Source organism: Mycobacterium venezuelense, assembly GCF_054919535.1.
Map to the genome: position 1 here is coordinate 16,562 of NZ_JBONDW010000027.1, position 16,116 is coordinate 32,677.

Annotated in this window: 15 protein-coding genes and 1 pseudogene; 8 read left to right on the forward strand and 8 right to left on the reverse strand. The window is 67.1% G+C overall.

Annotated features, from left to right (window positions below):
• The first annotated feature begins 115 nt into the window (after positions 1 to 115).
• Positions 116 to 472: a HesB/IscA family protein gene (locus tag ACRCUN_RS30740; protein ID WP_067855376.1), complete on the forward strand. Its 357-nt coding sequence runs from the start codon at positions 116 to 118 to the stop codon at positions 470 to 472.
• 24 nt (positions 473 to 496) lie between these two features.
• Here the strand turns inward: ACRCUN_RS30740 and ACRCUN_RS30745 are convergent, their stop codons facing one another.
• Positions 497 to 1,114 (reverse strand): Rv0361 family membrane protein, encoded by a 618-nt coding sequence (locus tag ACRCUN_RS30745; protein ID WP_462145393.1) that lies wholly within the window; start codon positions 1,112 to 1,114, stop codon positions 497 to 499.
• A 170-nt stretch (positions 1,115 to 1,284) separates the two neighbouring features.
• Here ACRCUN_RS30745 and ACRCUN_RS30750 point away from each other — a divergent pair, with 170 nt between their 5' ends.
• Complete coding sequence (locus ACRCUN_RS30750) at positions 1,285 to 2,259, forward strand: carbohydrate kinase family protein (RefSeq protein ID WP_462145394.1); 975 nt, start codon at positions 1,285 to 1,287, stop codon at positions 2,257 to 2,259.
• A gap of 10 nt (positions 2,260 to 2,269) precedes the next feature.
• On the opposite strand, the gene asnB is transcribed toward ACRCUN_RS30750, so the two are convergent.
• The gene (asnB, locus tag ACRCUN_RS30755) at positions 2,270 to 4,216 is read right to left on the reverse strand and encodes an asparagine synthase (glutamine-hydrolyzing) (protein ID WP_462145434.1); all 1,947 of its coding nucleotides are present in this window, start codon (positions 4,214 to 4,216) and stop codon (positions 2,270 to 2,272) included.
• Positions 4,217 to 4,408: 192 nt separating this feature from the next.
• Here asnB and ctaC point away from each other — a divergent pair, with 192 nt between their 5' ends.
• The 4 genes from ctaC (at position 4,409) to ACRCUN_RS30775 (ending at position 7,477) form a co-directional block, all read left to right on the forward strand.
• The gene (gene ctaC / locus ACRCUN_RS30760) at positions 4,409 to 5,446 is read left to right on the forward strand and encodes an aa3-type cytochrome oxidase subunit II (RefSeq protein ID WP_462145395.1); all 1,038 of its coding nucleotides are present in this window, start codon (positions 4,409 to 4,411) and stop codon (positions 5,444 to 5,446) included.
• Positions 5,447 to 5,456: 10 nt separating this feature from the next.
• On the forward strand, positions 5,457 to 5,876 hold the full coding sequence (locus tag ACRCUN_RS30765) for a cytochrome c oxidase subunit 4 (RefSeq protein WP_085149224.1): 420 nt from the start codon (positions 5,457 to 5,459) through the stop codon (positions 5,874 to 5,876).
• 186 nt (positions 5,877 to 6,062) lie between these two features.
• On the forward strand, positions 6,063 to 6,944 hold the full coding sequence (locus tag ACRCUN_RS30770) for an MmpS family transport accessory protein (protein ID WP_462145396.1): 882 nt from the start codon (positions 6,063 to 6,065) through the stop codon (positions 6,942 to 6,944).
• A complete protein-coding gene (locus ACRCUN_RS30775) occupies positions 6,944 to 7,477 on the forward strand; it encodes a DUF2561 family protein (RefSeq protein ID WP_462145397.1) in 534 nt (177 codons plus the stop codon). Before ACRCUN_RS30770 ends, ACRCUN_RS30775 begins: the two co-directional genes overlap by 1 nt.
• Positions 7,478 to 7,480: 3 nt before the next feature.
• On the opposite strand, the gene ACRCUN_RS30780 is transcribed toward ACRCUN_RS30775, so the two are convergent.
• The 5 genes from ACRCUN_RS30780 to ctaE form a co-directional block, all read right to left on the reverse strand.
• Entirely contained in the window at positions 7,481 to 8,161 is a 681-nt protein-coding gene (locus ACRCUN_RS30780; protein WP_462145398.1) for an acyl-CoA thioesterase domain-containing protein, read from the reverse strand.
• 305 nt (positions 8,162 to 8,466) lie between these two features.
• Complete coding sequence (gene qcrB / locus ACRCUN_RS30785; RefSeq protein ID WP_462145399.1) at positions 8,467 to 10,110, reverse strand: cytochrome bc1 complex cytochrome b subunit; 1,644 nt, start codon at positions 10,108 to 10,110, stop codon at positions 8,467 to 8,469.
• Positions 10,107 to 11,267, reverse strand: coding sequence for a cytochrome bc1 complex Rieske iron-sulfur subunit (qcrA, locus tag ACRCUN_RS30790; RefSeq protein WP_462145435.1), 1,161 nt, complete (start codon positions 11,265 to 11,267; stop codon positions 10,107 to 10,109). The genes qcrB and qcrA overlap by 4 nt, the downstream gene beginning before the upstream one ends.
• A gap of 56 nt (positions 11,268 to 11,323) precedes the next feature.
• On the reverse strand, positions 11,324 to 12,130 hold the full coding sequence (gene qcrC / locus ACRCUN_RS30795; protein ID WP_067855577.1) for a cytochrome bc1 complex diheme cytochrome c subunit: 807 nt from the start codon (positions 12,128 to 12,130) through the stop codon (positions 11,324 to 11,326).
• A gap of 59 nt (positions 12,131 to 12,189) precedes the next feature.
• The gene (ctaE, locus tag ACRCUN_RS30800) at positions 12,190 to 12,801 is read right to left on the reverse strand and encodes an aa3-type cytochrome oxidase subunit III (RefSeq protein ID WP_462145400.1); all 612 of its coding nucleotides are present in this window, start codon (positions 12,799 to 12,801) and stop codon (positions 12,190 to 12,192) included.
• Between the two features lie 113 nt (positions 12,802 to 12,914).
• On the opposite strand from ctaE, the gene trpD reads away from it, so the two are divergent.
• Positions 12,915 to 14,009, forward strand: a complete 1,095-nt coding sequence (gene trpD, locus ACRCUN_RS30805) for an anthranilate phosphoribosyltransferase (RefSeq protein WP_462145401.1) — start codon at positions 12,915 to 12,917, stop codon at positions 14,007 to 14,009.
• On the opposite strand, the pseudogene ACRCUN_RS30810 reads toward trpD, so the two are convergent.
• Positions 13,947 to 15,920: pseudogene (locus ACRCUN_RS30810) on the reverse strand (DEDD exonuclease domain-containing protein); the annotation flags it as partial. The gene trpD and the pseudogene ACRCUN_RS30810 sit on opposite strands and share 63 nt — an antisense overlap.
• Between ACRCUN_RS30810 and ACRCUN_RS30815 the strand changes: the two are divergent.
• Positions 15,865 to 16,107 carry a hypothetical protein gene (locus ACRCUN_RS30815; RefSeq protein WP_462145402.1) on the forward strand — a complete coding sequence of 81 codons (243 nt, stop codon included), beginning with the start codon at positions 15,865 to 15,867 and terminating at the stop codon, positions 16,105 to 16,107. The pseudogene ACRCUN_RS30810 and the gene ACRCUN_RS30815 sit on opposite strands and share 56 nt — an antisense overlap.
• Positions 16,108 to 16,116: the final 9 nt, after the last annotated feature.

The window sequence follows — 16,116 nt, forward strand, 5'->3', positions numbered from 1 at the left end:
GGCAGAACGAGGTACCGTTGAGGTAGTGGACGCGCGGGTTACGCCCATGAGGTAGGCCCACGTCGTTCCCAACGAACTTCGGCATCAGCGATGCCCGGGATGCTTAGGGAGAGCAATGACTGTTCAGGACGCGACCTCCACCGAAACCCACGGGGTGACCCTGTCGGACGCTGCCGCGGCCAAGGCGAAGGCGCTGCTGGACCAGGAAGGCCGCGACGACCTGGCGCTGCGCATCGCCGTGCAGCCGGGTGGCTGTGCAGGCCTGCGCTACAACCTGTTCTTCGACGACCGCACCCTCGACGGTGATCTGACCGCCGAGTTCGGCGGCGTCACGCTGACGGTTGACCGCATGAGCGCGCCGTACGTCCAGGGCGCGACGATCGACTTCGTCGACACCATCGAGAAGCAGGGCTTCACGATCGACAACCCGAACGCCACCGGGTCCTGCGCCTGCGGCGATTCCTTCAACTGACGTGCGGGCGGTCAGTACTGCGGGTCAGTACTGACCGCCGGTTCGTAGCACGTACGAGCAGACGAGTACGTCTTCGCTCTGGCCGTGCTTCTCGACAAGCACCTGCGCGACGCCCTGCTGTTCCTGCTCGGGCGCGCGCTGGCCACGCGCCGAGCCGCTCGCCGGCGCGACCTGCATGGTGAACAGCACCTGGGCCTGGGTGGTCGACCACGGAACGATCTTGTCGATCCGGACCACCTCGGCCTTGCTGAACTGCTTGCGGAACGCGTCGCTGGCCAGGCCGGCCACCGCGAGATCGGTCTTGCGCTCCTTGACCGCGTCGAACAGCCCGCACAGCGTATGGCGCGCGACGGTTTCATCGTCGCCGTCGATCAGCGCGGTCAGGTACTCCTGGATGGCGGCTTGAGCCTGCTCGTCCGACACCACCCCGGACTGCGTGTTGCCGCCGCGGCCGAAAACGATGACCACGGTCAGCACCGCGCCCAGCGCGGCCACCGCGAGCACCACAGCCAGGATCCGCGGCCAGCGGCGACGCTTCGGATACTGCACCGGCGGCGGCAGCATGCCGGGATAGGCGGACGGTACCTGCTCCGGATATTGGTGGGGCGGAACGGATTCGGGGTACTGGTAGGTACCAGTCATTAAATAGGCTCCCCGGGTGATCTGGAGGTGGGTCACCCGTCTACGGTGACCGGGCATACGGTTATACGCAGGTTAGCGCAACCCGCGATGTGGACGCCGTGAGCGCTGTCGGACCCAGGCGGCGCGCGTAGTCTTACGTAGACGTGTTAACGATATGAAGGGTGCACTTCGTGACCATCGCAGTGACCGGATCCATCGCCACCGACCATCTGATGAAGTTCCCCGGCAAGTTCTCCGAGCAGCTGCTGGCCGACCATCTGCAGAAGGTGTCGCTGAGCTTTCTGGTCGACGACCTGGTCATCCACCGGGGCGGCGTCGCGGGCAACATGGCCTACGCGATCGGTGTACTGGGCGGTGATGTCACGCTGGTCGGCGCGGTGGGCAAGGACTTCGACGACTACCGCAACTGGCTGACCTCGCACGGCGTCGACTGCGACCATGTCCTGGTCTCGCCGTCCGCCTACACCGCCCGGTTCGTGTGCACCACGGACGAGGACATGGCCCAGATCGCGTCGTTCTACCCTGGCGCGATGTCGGAGGCGCGCACCATATCGCTCGCCGGTCTGGTGGCCCAGGCCGGCAAGCCGGAGCTCGTGATCGTGGGCGCGAACGACCCCGAGGCGATGTTCTTGCACACCGAGGAGTGCCGCAAGCTCGGGCTGGCCTTCGCCGCCGACCCGTCGCAGCAGCTGGCCCGGTTGTCCGGTGACGAGATCCGCAAGCTCATCGACGGTGCCAGCTACCTGTTCACCAACGACTACGAATGGGATCTGCTGCTGCAGAAATCCGGTTGGTCGGAGGCCGAGGTGATGAGCCAGATCGAACTGCGTGTCACCACGCTGGGGGAGAAGGGCGTCGACCTGGTCGGCCGGGACGGCACGTTCGTCCACGTCGACGTCGTGCCCGAAACTCACAAGGACGACCCCACCGGCATCGGCGACGCGTTCCGCGCCGGCTTCCTGACCGGCCGCAGTGCGGGTCTGAGCCTGGAGCGGTCGGCCCAGCTGGCTTCGCTCGTGGCCGTCCTCGTGCTGGAAGCGCCCGGCCCGCAGGAGTGGAGCTGGGACCGGGACGCGGCGGTGCGGCGGCTCTCCGACGCGTACGGCGCCGAGGCGGGCGCCGAGATCGCCGAAGCGCTCGCCTAGAGGCGGGCTACTAGAGCTGCACCGGGTAGTGCGGCTCTTTGATCTGCGGCGTCACGGTGTGCTCGACGAAGATCGCGTGCCAGAGCATGAAGATCAGCACGGTCCAGAGCCTGCGGCTGTGATCGCTCACGCCCGCGCGGTGTTCGTCGAGCATCGTGCGGACGGCGCGGAGGTCGACGTGCGCACCGGCCTGTGACGAGTCGACCATTCCGTACGCCCAGTCCATCAATTCGCCGGCCCGCAGCCAGTGCCGGATCGGTACCGGGAAGCCGAGCTTGGGCCGATTGAGCACGTGTGCGGGCACGATCGGTTCGAGCGCCCGGCGCAGGGCGTACTTCGTGGTCGAGCGCGTGATCTTCTGATCGGCCGGTAGCCGCGAGGCGACCGCGAACACCTCGGGATCGAGGAACGGCACCCGCAGCTCGAGCGAATTGGCCATGGTCATCTTGTCGGCCTTGACCAGGATGTCGCCGCGCAGCCACGTGAACAGGTCGATGTGTTGCATGCGGGCCACCGGATCGGCGCCCTGCGATTGGGCGTACACCGGTGCGGTGACGTCGGTGTGCGTCCAGTCTTGGCGGAAGTTCGGCAGAACGGCACGCAACTGGTCATCGGAGAAGCTGCGCGCATTGCCGTAGTAGCGCTCTTCGAGGGTCAGCGAACCGCGGTGCAGCAGGCTCTTGCCGCGCATGCCCTCCGGCAGCGGTTTGGAGGCCTTGCCAAGCGACTTGCGCACGGGGCGCGGCAGATAGTCGAACGGCCGCAACGACAGCGGTTCGCGGTAGATCGTGTAGCCGCCGAACAACTCGTCGGCGCCTTCCCCGGACAGCACCACCTTGACGTGCTTGCGGGCCTCGCGGGCGATGAAGAACAGCGGGACGAGGGCCGGGTCGGCGACGGGCTCGTCCAGGTACCAGACGATTTCGGGCAGCGCCTCGACGAACTCCGCCTGGCTGACCACCTTGGTGACGTGGCGAGCGCCGATCGCCTCCGCCGACGCAACGGCCACGTCGACCTCCGAGAACCCCTCACGCTCGAAGCCCGTGGTGAACGTGATCAGCCGCGGGTTGTGGCGCATCGCGAGCGCCGCGATCGCGGTCGAGTCGATGCCGCCGGACAGGAACGCGCCGACGGTGACATCGGCCCGCATGTGTTTGGCGACCGAATCCTCCAGCGCGGCGGTGATCTCGTCGTAGCGGGACTGTTCGGCGCCCGCCACGAACGGCACGGCGGTGAACTTCGGGACGAAATACCGCGTCACCTCGGGGGTGCCGCCCGGCTTGAGCCGGGCGTAGCTGCCCGATTCCAGCCTGCGGATGCCGCGGTGCAGCGTCTCGGGCTCGGGGACGTACTGCAGCACGGTGTAGTGCTGGACGGCGCGTTCGTCGATCCCGAGGTCCAGATCGAGTGCACCGGCCAGGTCCAGCAGGCATTTCTTCTCGCTGCCGACGGCCGTGCCGCCCGGCCCGGTCGCCATGTACAACGGCTTGATCCCGAATGGGTCACGGGCACAGAACAACTCCCGTTCCTGCGTGTCCCACAGCGCGAATGCGAACATGCCGCGCAGCCGGCGCAGCGCGTCGGCGCCCCAGTGGTGGTAGGCGGCGACGATGGCCTCGCCGTCGCCGTCGGTGTGAAATTCCGCACCATGGCGCTCGGCGAGTTCGGCACGGAGTTCCAAGTAGTTGTAGATCTCGCCGTTGAACACGAGCAGGTAGCGCTCGGGCGATTCGGCGGGGCCCCAGCGCAGCGGCTGGTGGCTGTGGGCGATGTCGATGATCGACAGCCGGTTGAAGCCGAGAACCACGGCGCTGTCCGATGCCTCGTCGGACCACGTGCCGGGCTCGTCGGGACCACGGTGACGCATCAGGTGCGAGGCCCTGGCCACCTCACCGGTCACCGCCTCGACCTGGGTGGCTCGCGACGGGTCAGTTACCAGGGCCAGCAGTCCGCACACCGCGCCAGTATGCCTAATCCCGGCCGCTTCACCGACCAGCACCCGGACACATCGACCGGTCGCTTCGGTCCCGTCCGGGCCCCATTCCCGAGTCGCTTCGCTCCCGTCGGCAGGCGTGGTCTACGCTGCGTAGTATTCGCTGAAATGACTGACCGCTCGCGGTCGTGAAATACCGATCTAGGAGGCGCAAGCGTGACACCTCGCGGGCTTAAGGCGGTGGCCAGGGCGGCGTTGTTGTCAATTGTCCTCGGTGGCTCAGCACTACTGCTGAGCGGCTGCAGCTGGTCGGACGCGCTTGCGCTCGGCTGGCCGACCGGCATCACCCCCGAGGGCAAACTCAACCGCGAGCTCTGGATCGGCTCGGTGATCGCCTCGTTCGTCGTGGGCGCCATCGTGTGGGGGCTGATCTTCTGGTCCAGCGCCTTCCACCGGAAGAAGAAGACCGACACCGAGCTGCCGCGCCAGTTCGGCTACAACATGCCGCTCGAGCTGGTGCTGACGGTCATCCCGTTCCTCATCATCTCGGTGCTGTTCTACTTCACCGTGGTGGTGCAGGAACGCATGCTGCACAAGGATCCCAACCCCGAGGTCGTCATCGACGTGACCGCCTTCCAGTGGAACTGGAAGTTCGGCTACCAGAAGATCGCCTACGCAGACGGCACCTTCAACTACGACGGTGCAGACCCCGAGCGCAAGGCCGCGATGGAGTCGAAACCCGAGGGTGAGGACGCCCACGGGCAGGAGCAGGTCGGCGCGGTCCGCGGTCTGAACCCCGAGGACCGGACGTACCTGAACTTCGACAAGATCGAGACGCTGGGCAGCTCCACCGAGATTCCGGTGCTGGTGCTGCCGGCAGGCAAGCGCATCGAGTTCGTGCTCAACTCCGCCGACGTGATCCACGGCTTCTGGGTCCCGGAGTTCCTGTTCAAGCGCGACGTGATGCCGGAGCCGAAGGCGAACAACTCCGACAACGTCTTCCAGGTCAGCAAGATCGAGGAGACCGGCGCGTTCGTCGGGCGCTGCACCGAGATGTGCGGCACCTACCACTCGATGATGAACTTCGAGGTCCGCGTGGTGGAGCCCAACGACTTCGAGGCCTACATCGACCAGCGCAGCGCGGGCAAGACGAATGCCGAAGCGCTGCAGGCGATCAACCAGCCGCCGCTGGCGACGACCACCAAGCCGTTCGATACCCGACGCGGTGAAATGGCACCGCAGGCGAGCAAGTAGGGAACACCTCATGCATATTGAAGCTCGGCTGTTCGAAATCCTCACCGGCTTCTTCGCGCTGTCAGCTGTCGTGTACGGCGTGCTGACCGCGATGTTCGCCAACGGCGGCGTGGAGTGGGCCGGAACCACCGCACTCGTGCTCACCACCGGCCTCACCCTGATCACCGGTACGTTCTTCCGCTTCGTGGCACGCCGGCTCGACACCCGTCCCGAGGACTACGAGGACGCCGAGATCAGTGACGGCGCGGGGGAACTGGGCTTCTACGCACCGCACAGCTGGTGGCCGATCCTGATCGCGTTGTCCTTCTCGACCGCCGCCGTCGGTGCCGCGCTGTGGCTGCCGTGGCTGCTCGTCGCCGGTATCTGCTTCGTGCTGTTCTCGGCGGGCGGCCTGGTCTTCGAGTACTACTGGGGCCCCGAGAAGCACTGATCCGACCGGGCCCATGCTCGCCCGCCGCCTGGTCAAGGTCACAATCGAGGCACCAGTTCACTCGACACCGGCACGGCCGGAGTCAGCGACGCCTGCCGGTTGGGTAATGTTGCCGGGGCACTGTCATCCGTGACGGCGTTGACCGTTCCCGTGTGACAGTGAAGCAGTCGAGAAGGATAGGCGTAGATGAGCGGGCCGAATCCCCCAGGACCGGATGGCTCCGGTTCGGATTTGCCGGATCAGCAACCGGGCAAGCACTCTGCACCCGAGGAACCCACGCAGGTGGCCGGGACCGACCCGAACACCGGCGAGACCGAGTTCTACTCGCAGGCGTACTCCGCGCCTGAGTCCGAACAGTTCACGAGCGGGCCCTACGTGCCGGCCGAACCGGGACTGTACGACTACGACAGCTACGACCCGGTCACCGAACTGGTCGACCAGCCACCGCCGCCGCGCTGGCCGTGGGTGGTCGGTGTCACCGCGATCATCGCCGCGATCGCGCTCGTCGCGTCGGTCGCCGTACTGGTGACCCGCGACGACGACACCACGAATCTCGCCACTCCGCAGCCGAGCACGACGACGTCGATGCCGCCGTTCCAGGACGAGATCACCACCACCACACCGCCTCCGCCGCCACCACCTCCACCGACTTCGGAAGAGCCGCCGCCACCCCCGCCGGAGACCGTGACGGTGACCGAGCCGCCGCCACCTCCGCCACCGCCGCCGAGCAGTGAGGCGCCACCGCCGCCTGCCACCACGACGGCGCCGCCGCCGACCACGACCACCACGCCGGCCGGGCCGCGCCAGGTCACCTACTCGGTCACGGGCACCAAAGCTCCTGGCGACATCATCACCATCACGTATGTGGACGGGAACGGTAATCGGCGCACGCTACGCAACGTCTACATTCCGTGGACGTTCACGATGACGCCGATCTCGAACTCGGACGTGGGCTCGGTCGAGGCTTCGAGCCTCTTCCTGGTGAGCAGGCTGAACTGCTCGATCACCGCGAGTGACGGAACGGTGTTGTCGTCGAACGCCAACAACTCGGCGCAGACCGCCTGCTGATGGCCGGCCCGAACACTGAACTGAACAGCACCGACCGGGTCCTGCTCGGCGCGTGCGCGGTCGCGTGGCTGGCCGCACTGGGGGCCGCCGTCGCCGCCGTCGTCGCACTGGTCGACCTGGGCCGTGGCCACCCGCAGGGTGAGGAGTCCGCCGACACACCGTGGCTGCTCTACACCGTCATCGGGATCTCGGTCATCGTGATCGTCGCCGCGGTGCCCTTGCTGCTTCGGGCCCGCGCTCAGGCGGACAACCGTCAGCCGGTGCGCGCCCCGGTGCGACGCCCCCAGCCGCCGAGCCGCTACGGCTACGACCGCGCGGCTGCCGCGGTCGAGCAGGTGTGGCTGCGTTTCGCGCTGTCGGCCGCGTGCGCCATCGGCGTCGCCGCGGCAGCAGTCGGCTTGGCGACGTATCTGATGGCCACCGGCAGCGACATCGCTGCGTGGTGCTTGTACGGGCTTGCCGGCGTCATCACCGTCGGCATGATCGCCCTGCCGATCGTGGCCGTGCGTCAGCTCGATCAGCTGTCAGCCTAGCGCTCAGGTGACGGTGCGTTGCCGACGGACGTTAGCGAGCGCAGTGACGCTGCATTTGCCGACGGGGCCATGACGATCGAATAGTGTTGCCGCACCGACAGCGACGCCGTTGCAGCTGAGTTGGTCGTCAGCATGCAGGCCAAGTTCCGGGCCGATCGGCAAACGGGTGAGCATCAGTGTGGTGTCGGCGTTGATGAATCCTGGCCCATGGGTGCCCCAATTGCATACGAGGCTGGTGTTCTCGGCGATCAGGGCGGCGTTCTGAAACGGGGTTAGCGGCTCGTCGTCGACCAAGGACGGAAAGTATTGCCATATTGACTTGCGCTTGGCATTGTTGTTGCGGACGAAATCGGTAGTCCAGTCGTCGTCTCCGCTCTTGATCAACGGCGGTCCGATTCCGTCGCTGTCGCCCGGAGGTGGCGGGGTAGGGGGGAGATCATGACTGTGCCACAAGTCTCCGGGCGGATCTGCGGTGGTGGGCAGGTAGATGGCAGTGGCATGTGCTCGGGGTTCGCCTGACTGCGTAACGGCGGCGTCCATCATGATGATCCGGCGCCCGCGGCGGACCGTGGACGAGTGCACGGTGAGCGGCTCGGTTCGTACGGGTGCAAAGAGGTCCACCGTCAGGCGTGCCGGAATGAAATCCTCAGCGTCAGCGTCCAATTCAATCGCGCGAGCCAGCACTCCACAGACCGCGTAGCCACCGAGCTGAGTATCCGACCAAACGCTGGCCGAGATCGCCTGCGGTATTAGTTCTCCTGACCTATCGGATACGAAGAACGACGTCACGGTTCCAGACTATTGAATGCTCGCTTCGCGTATGTAGCGCTACGGCGTTGTCGACCGTCGAAAATCGCCCTGGCGCTACATACGTGAGCCGCAATTCTGTGCGACCGGCAGCGCGAGCTCACGCCGGAAGGCCGTCATAAGACAATCGCCGCAACCTCCCTGAGGAGGTTGCGGCGATCGGGTGAATCTACCGGGGACGGTCAGTGGTGACCGTTGGGCTCCCCGTTCTCGTGGATACGGTCCTGGTGCTCCTTGAGTGCGGTGAGCGCCTTGCGTTCGGAGGCGTGTGCGGCCTCGGTGATCGCTTCGTGTTCCACTTCGGGATCGGCGAACAGGAAGCTGCCGGTGCCGGGTGCACCACCGGAGCCGAGCTTGTTCATCCGCTTCGGCAACGCGGCGCCCTGGTATTCGAGCGGGATCGGGTGGCCGTGGTCGTCGACCGGGCCGAGCGGCTGGTGCAATTCGACGTAGGCGCCGTGTGGCAGTCGCTTGATGATGCCGGTCTCGATGCCGTGTTCGAGCACCGCGCGGTCGCTGCGCTGCAGCGAGATGGCCCAGCGATAGGCGATGTAGTAGACGATCGCGGGCAGCACCACCATGCCGATACGGCCGATCCAGGTCGTCGCGTTCAGCGAGATGTGGAACTTGAGCGCGATGATGTCGTTCATGGCCGCCAGGGTGAGCACCATGTAGAACGCGATGGCCATCGAGCCGATCGCGGTACGCACGGGTGCGTCACGCGGACGCTGCAACAGGTTGTGGTGGGCGTTGTCGCCGGTGACCTTCTTCTCGATGAAGGGGTAGGCGATCAGCAGCGCGAACACCAGGCCCATGATGACCGCGACCCAGACCACCGCGGGGATGGTGTAGCGGCCGAAGGGGTAGAACTCCCAGGCCGGCCAGATACGTGCCAGACCTTCGGTCCACATCATGTAGAAGTCGGGCTGGCTACCCGCCGACACCTGAGAAGGCTTGTAGGGACCCAGGTTCCAGATCGGGTTGATGGTCAGCAGGCCGCCCATGAGGCCGAGCACGCCGGTGACCATCGCGAAGAACGCACCCGACTTGACCGCGAACACCGGCATGACGCGCACACCGACGACGTTGGTCTCGGTGCGGCCGGGGCCGGGGAACTGGGTGTGCTTCTGGAACCACACGAGCGCCAAGTGCGCACCGATGAGAGCCAGGATGATGCCCGGGATCAGCAGGATGTGCAGGGCGTACAGGCGCGGGATGAGGATCTCGCCGGGGAAGTCGCCGCCGAACAGCGCCCAGTGCAACCAGGTTCCGATGATCGGCATGCCCAGCGTGATGGACGACAGCGCAGCGCGCAGGCCGATGCCCGACAGCAGGTCGTCGGGCAGCGAGTAGCCGAAGTAGCCCTCGAACATCGCCAGGATCAGCAGCAGCGAGCCGATCACCCAGTTGGCCTCACGCGGGCGCCGGAACGCACCGGTGAAGAAGATGCGCGCCAGGTGGACCATGATCGCGGCGGCGAACATCAGTGCGGCCCAGTGGTGAATCTGGCGGACGAACAGACCGCCGCGCACCTCGAAGCTGATGTCCAGGGCCGATTCGTAGGCCCGCGACATCTGAACACCCCGAAGTGGCTGGTACACACCGTCGTAGGTGACGTGTGCCATCGACGGGTCGAAGAACAGGGTCAGCCACACGCCCGTGATGAGCAGCACGATGAAGCTGTACAGAGCGATCTCACCCAACAGGAACGACCAGTGGGTGGGGAACACCTTGTTCAGCTGCCGGCGTACCGCCGCGGACGGGTGGTAACGCGAATCGATCGCATCACCTTGTGCGGCTGCCATCTTGGCGAGGTCAGGGCTCATGATCTGCGCTCCCAGAATGCCGGTCCGACGGGCTCGATGAAGTCACCGTTGGCGACGAGATACCCGTCTTTATCGATGGTGATGGGCAGCTGCGCCAACGCGCGCGCAGCCGGACCGAATATGGGCTTTGCGAAATGCAAGGCGTCGAACTGAGACTGGTGGCACGGGCAGAGGATGCGGTAGGTCTGCTGCTCGTACAGCGACGAGGGGCAACCCAGGTGCGAGCACACCTTGGTGAACGCGAACAGCTCACCGAAGTTGAAGCTCTCCTGGCCCTTGCGCTTGACCACCTTGTGCATGTCGGCCGGCTTGATGCGGATGAGCATGACCGGGTTGCGCACGCCCATGGCGATATCGGTCAGGTGATGCTCGGACTCGACGGTCGTGCCGTCTCCGTCGGACTCGCGCCACGGGAACACGGTTTCCATGCCGCCGGCGTCGAGGTCCTCTGGCCGCATCTTGACGAACGGCGACGAGCCGGGCCGCCCGGTGGCGCGGGCGAGGTAGATCGTCTCGCCGTGGAACCGCGGGGTCCAGCCCGACGTCCACAGCACGGCCTTCTTGCCCTCCGCGGTGGGAACCACGGGCTTCCACGGGTTCTTGATCAAGCCGCCGATGAACGCCACCAGCGTGCCTGCGCCGAACGCGCCGAGGCCGATGCCCAGCGACAGGCCGACGAGCTTGCGGCGCTTGATGGTCGAGCCTTCCAGCGCATCGGTGAGGTTCGCCGCGACCGTCTTGCGGTGCACCTCGGGGGAGGCGCCGTCGTGGCGCTCCTGGACCGAGATCTCCTCGGGGATGAACTTCTTCTGGAACAGCACCGCGCCGATACCGATGGCGAGGATCGAGAGCCCGAACGTCAGGCCGTACAGCGGGGTGGCCAGTGAGTAGAGGAACTCGCCCTCGGAGCCGAAAGGCTGGTACTCCCACGGCCAGAAGATGAAGACGAGCAGCAGTGCCAGGCCCGAAAGTCCGCCCAGCACAAGCCAATAGGCGACGGTACGCTCCGCGCGCTTCTCGGCTTTGGTGCCGGGAACCGGCCAGCGCGGCTCCTTGAAGATCGTCTCGACGCCGTCCATCTTGCCGCCGAGGTCGACCAGCTGTTCGCGCGACATCGTCGCGAGTTCTGCGTCGGTGGGCTGGCCCGGAGCACCCATCTGACCGGGGGTGTCGGTTCCCTTGACGTCGCCCTTGTTGTCCGGGATGTCTTGGCTCATGCTCGTGATCCGATCCACATCGCCACGCCGATGGCGGCAACCATTCCGATAATCCACATCGCCATGCCCTCGGGCGCCGGCCCGAAGCCGCCGAGGCCGTAGCCGCCGTAGCTCGGGGTCTCGGCCGATTCGCGGACGTAGGCCACGATGTCCTTCTTCTCCTCGGGGGAGAGCTGCCGATCGGAGAACTTCGGCATGTTCTGCGGCCCGGTCAGCATCGCGGTGTAGATCTGTGCCGGATTGGCGTCACCGAGATCGGGTGCGTACTTGCCGGAGGACAGCGCGCCGCCCTTGCCGGTGAAGTTGTGGCACGACGCGCAGTTCAGCCGGAACAGGTCGCCGCCGCGCGCGACGTCGGAGCCGATGAGCGACTCCTGGGCCACGCCACCGTGCTCGTCGCGCAGGACCGTCGGGCCGCCGCCGTTGGCCTGGACGTAGGCGCCGAGCGCGTCGATCTGCGACTCGTCGAAGTGTTCGGGCTTCGAGGGCGCCTGCGCCTCACCGCGCATCGCGGGCATCCGGCCGGTCGACACCTGGAAGTACACCGCCGCCTCGCCGGTTCCGATGAGGCTGGGGCCACGATCGGGAACGCCCTGCAGGTTCGCGCCGTGGCACGACACGCAGGACGTCTCGAACAGCTGCTTGCCGGTGCGGAGCAGAGCCGACTGCGATTCGTCGGCCACCGCGACCTGCGGTGTCGGCGTCAGCGTGGCCGCAACACCACCCGCGACTGCCAGGCCGATCAACAGCAGTAGACCTGCTGACAATCGCCGACGTAGCCGACGGCGCGACTTGCTGGTCATCGAACTCCTTCTCTTCGGAGGAATCGGCGAGCCGATCATGGGACGCATCGGCGAGCCGATCATCGGACGAAGTAGATGGTTGCGAACAGCGCAATCCAGACGATGTCGACGAAGTGCCAGTAGTACGAGACGACAATCGCCGCGGTGGCCTGCGCCGGCGTGAACTTACTCATCTTCGTGCGGGCCAACAGGAAGATGAAGGCAACCAGGCCGCCGATGACGTGCAGGCCGTGGAATCCGGTCGCCAGGTAGAAGACCGACCCGTAGGCGCTGCCGGGAATCGTGGTGCCGTGGTCGACCAGATGCAGGTACTCGTACCCCTGGCCCAATACGAAGAACAGGCCCATCAGGAACGTGATGACGTACCACCTGCGAAGGCCGAAGACGTCGCCGCGCTCGGCGGCGAAGACGCCCATCTGGCAGGTGAACGACGACGCGATCAAGACCAGCGTCACCGGTACAGCAAGGGCCAAATTGAGTTCGGTTGGCTCGGGCGGCCAATCACCAGCAGCCTGGGCGCGCGCGGTGAAATACATCGCGAAGAGTCCAGCAAAGAACATCAGCTCACTGGAAAGCCACACGATGGTGCCGACACTGACCATATTCGGTCGGTTCAGCGAATGAACGCGCGACGTGATGGCGGTTCCCGAGGTACCTACAGCGCTCGTCACATCCGCAAGTATGACGCTTTGTAGTTGTCGAACTCCACCCGGGTCGAGCAATTGGCCGGATTCGTGTCGGGATGTGTCCGGGTGGTATGAGCGGTGGGCGATAGCATTCGGCGGTGACATCCGGATCATCGCAGCTGTCCTCGTCCCAGTCCGGCCCCGATTCCGCGCCGTCGTGGCCGCGGATCCTCGGGCGGCTCACCACGGGCCAGGGCCTGCCGAACGGTCACGCGGCATGGGCCATGGATCAGATGATGACCGGCGTTGCGACGCCCGCCCAGATCGCCGGATTCGCCGTGGCGATGAAGATGAAGCGCCCGACCTCGGCCGAAGTTCGCGAACTCGCCGACATCATGCTGTCGCACGCGCGTCGCGTGCCGACGAACGAGATCGGAACCGCGACCGTCGACATCGTCGGCACCGGCGGCGACGGAGCCAACACCGTCAATCTGTCCACGATGGCTTCGATCGTCGTCGCGGCGTGTGGCGTCCCGGTGGTCAAGCACGGCAACCGGGCGGCGTCGTCGCTCTCGGGTGGCGCCGACACCCTCGAAGCGCTCGGGGTCCGTATCGACCTCGGCCCCGACGAGGTGGCCCGTAGCGTCGCCGAGGTCGGTATCGGGTTCGCGTTCGCGCCGCAGTTCCACCCGTCATACCGGCACGCCTCTGTCGTGCGCCGCGAGATCGGGGTCCCGACGGTCTTCAATCTGCTTGGGCCGCTCACCAATCCGGCCACGCCGCGCGCCGGGCTGATCGGCTGCGCGTGGGCGGATCTGGCCGAGGTCATGGCCGGGGTGTTCGCCACCCGCGGTTCGAGCGCACTCGTGGTGCACGGCGACGACGGCCTCGACGAGCTGACCACCACGACGACGAGCACGATCTGGCGGGTCCAGGCGGGCACGATGGAGCGGCTGACGTTCGATCCCGCCGCGTTCGGTTTCCCGCGCGCCGAGATCAGCGAGCTGGTCGGCGGTGACGCGGCGGCCAACGCCGCGGAGGCTCGCGCGGTGCTCGGCGGAGCCAAGGGCCCCGTGCGTGACGCCGTTGTGCTCAACGCGGCCGGGGCAATGGTGGCCCACGCCGGGCTAGCCAGCGACGCCAAGTGGGTCCCGGCGTGGGAGTCCGGGCTGGCGCGTGCCGCCGAGGCCATCGACTCCGGTGCGGCCGAGAAACTGCTCTCGCGCTGGGTGCGGTTCGGTCAACAGCTCTGAGCGCTCCAGCTGGCGGGCAGCCAGCCGGGCGGAACGGGCCGTCGCGGCCCACTCTGCGTAGCGGCCCGCCGCACCGATCGGGCTGGCGTAGCCGAGGCCCGAATCGTCCTCGCGTGCGCTTGCGTCGGTGCGCACGATCCGTACCCCTGGCGTCGCCAGCCAGCGGGCGATGAGCGCGGTTTCCTCCACCAAGGCGCCGCCGAGCGGTCCGGCCGTCGGCAGCACGACTTGCGCGGATGCGCAGATCGCGTCGACGACCGGCATGGGCGGCACGCCCCGCGGTGCCGTACCCGCGCCTGCGAGCTGACCATGCCGGACCACGGCGAAGTGCCACCCGCCGTTGCCGTCTGCGCGCGCCGCGACGAGTTCGGGCAATGCGGCGAGCGCGGCCAGTCGCTGACCGCGCCACAGCGCCTCGATGGCCACCGCGGCGTGATCCCGTAACCGCGCCGCGGTCTCGTACCGGTCCGCGGCGGCCAGCTGCTCGATGTGGGCCAGGATGGCGGCCAGCACGGTGCCGTCGGTGCCGTCGATGAGCGCCGCGGCCCGCCGACATGTCGCCGCATAATCGGCCGCGCCTGCGCCCTGCGGGGCCGGGCATGGCGAGAGTTCACGTTCGGGGCAGTGGTGGGCCGCCGCCGCGCCGAGCCTGGCTGTGCAGGTTCGCATTCCGGTGAAGCGGGCCAGCAGCGCGGCGGTGTCGATCGCGTCGGACCGGGCCGAGAACGGCCCGAGCGCCGTGCGGTGCTTGGGGTTTCGCACCGTCGACAGGCGGGGGAACGCTTCGTCGGTCAGCGCCACCCACCACCACCGCTGCGGCGATTTGGAGCGACGGTTGTACGGCGGTGCGTGGGCGGCGAGCAACCGCAGCTCCCGCACCCCGGCCTCGAGGTCGTGCGCGCACTCGACGTGGTCGACCGCGCAAGCCAGGGAGGCCATCTCCTTCATCCGGGCGCGGGGGTCGGCGCCGGTGAAGTACTGCCGCACCCGGCGCCGCAGATCGACCGCGGTGCCGACGTAGAGCACCTCGCGCGACGGCCCGCGAAACAGATACACCCCTGGGCGGTTCGGCAATCGATCGGCCAGCGCCTTGTTACGTCGCTGGGCCGGTGTGGTGTCGGGCAGATACGACTTCAGGTCGGCGTAGGTGTGCACACCCTGATTGCCGACGCGCTCGATGAGCCCGTGCAGAACGTCGACGGTCGCGCGCGCGTCGTCGAGGGCCCGGTGGGTCGGCGTGGTGGTGGAACGGAACAACTGTGCCAGCGCCGAGAGCCGGACACTGGGCGCCTCGTCGCGTGTGAGAACGCGACGGGCCAGGCGCACCGTGCACAGCACCGGGGGGCGCGGCCAGTTGAGTTGGGCCCGTTCGGCTGCCGCGCGCAGGAACCCGATGTCGAACCCGGCGTTGTGGGCCACGAGCACCGCGCCCCGCGAGAATTCGAGGAACGCCGGTAGCACCGATTCGATCCTCGGCGCATCGCGCACCATGGCCGTGGTGATGCCGGTCAGTTCGACGATCTGGGGCGGTATGGCCCGGCCGGGGTCGACGAGGGTGGCGAGCTCGCCCAGCACCTCGCCGCCGCGGACCTTGACGGCGCCGATCTCGGTGATCGCGTCGTGCGGGCCGCCGGGCTGCGCCGGGGTCGCGCGCCCGCCGGTGGTTTCCAGGTCGACGACGACGAACGTGGTGTCGGCGAGGGATACGGCGTCGAGCTCGAAAGCCAGTTGCCCGCCGTCGCCCATGCCGATGACGGTAGGGACAGCCACCGACAGCGCTCGGGCGACACGCTTGTCGGTAGCCGGCGATACCGTGCGCGCAACACCGAACGAGAGGACGGTCAAGATGAGCGGAATGCGGCAGGGCGGCCAGCCCGGCGGCGATCCCGGTGACACCGGCAGTGTGATCATCGACTGCGACGACTGCGCGGTGCGCGGGCCGGGCTGTCAGGACTGCGTTGTCAGTGTGTTGCTCGGCGTGCCCGAAAAGTTGCTGGACGACGAACGCAAGGCCCTGGAAGTGCTCGCTGACGTGGGTTTGGCGCCGCGGCTGCGGCTCGTTCCGATTCACCGGAACGGTGCGTCTGGGGTCGCCTGACGACACGCA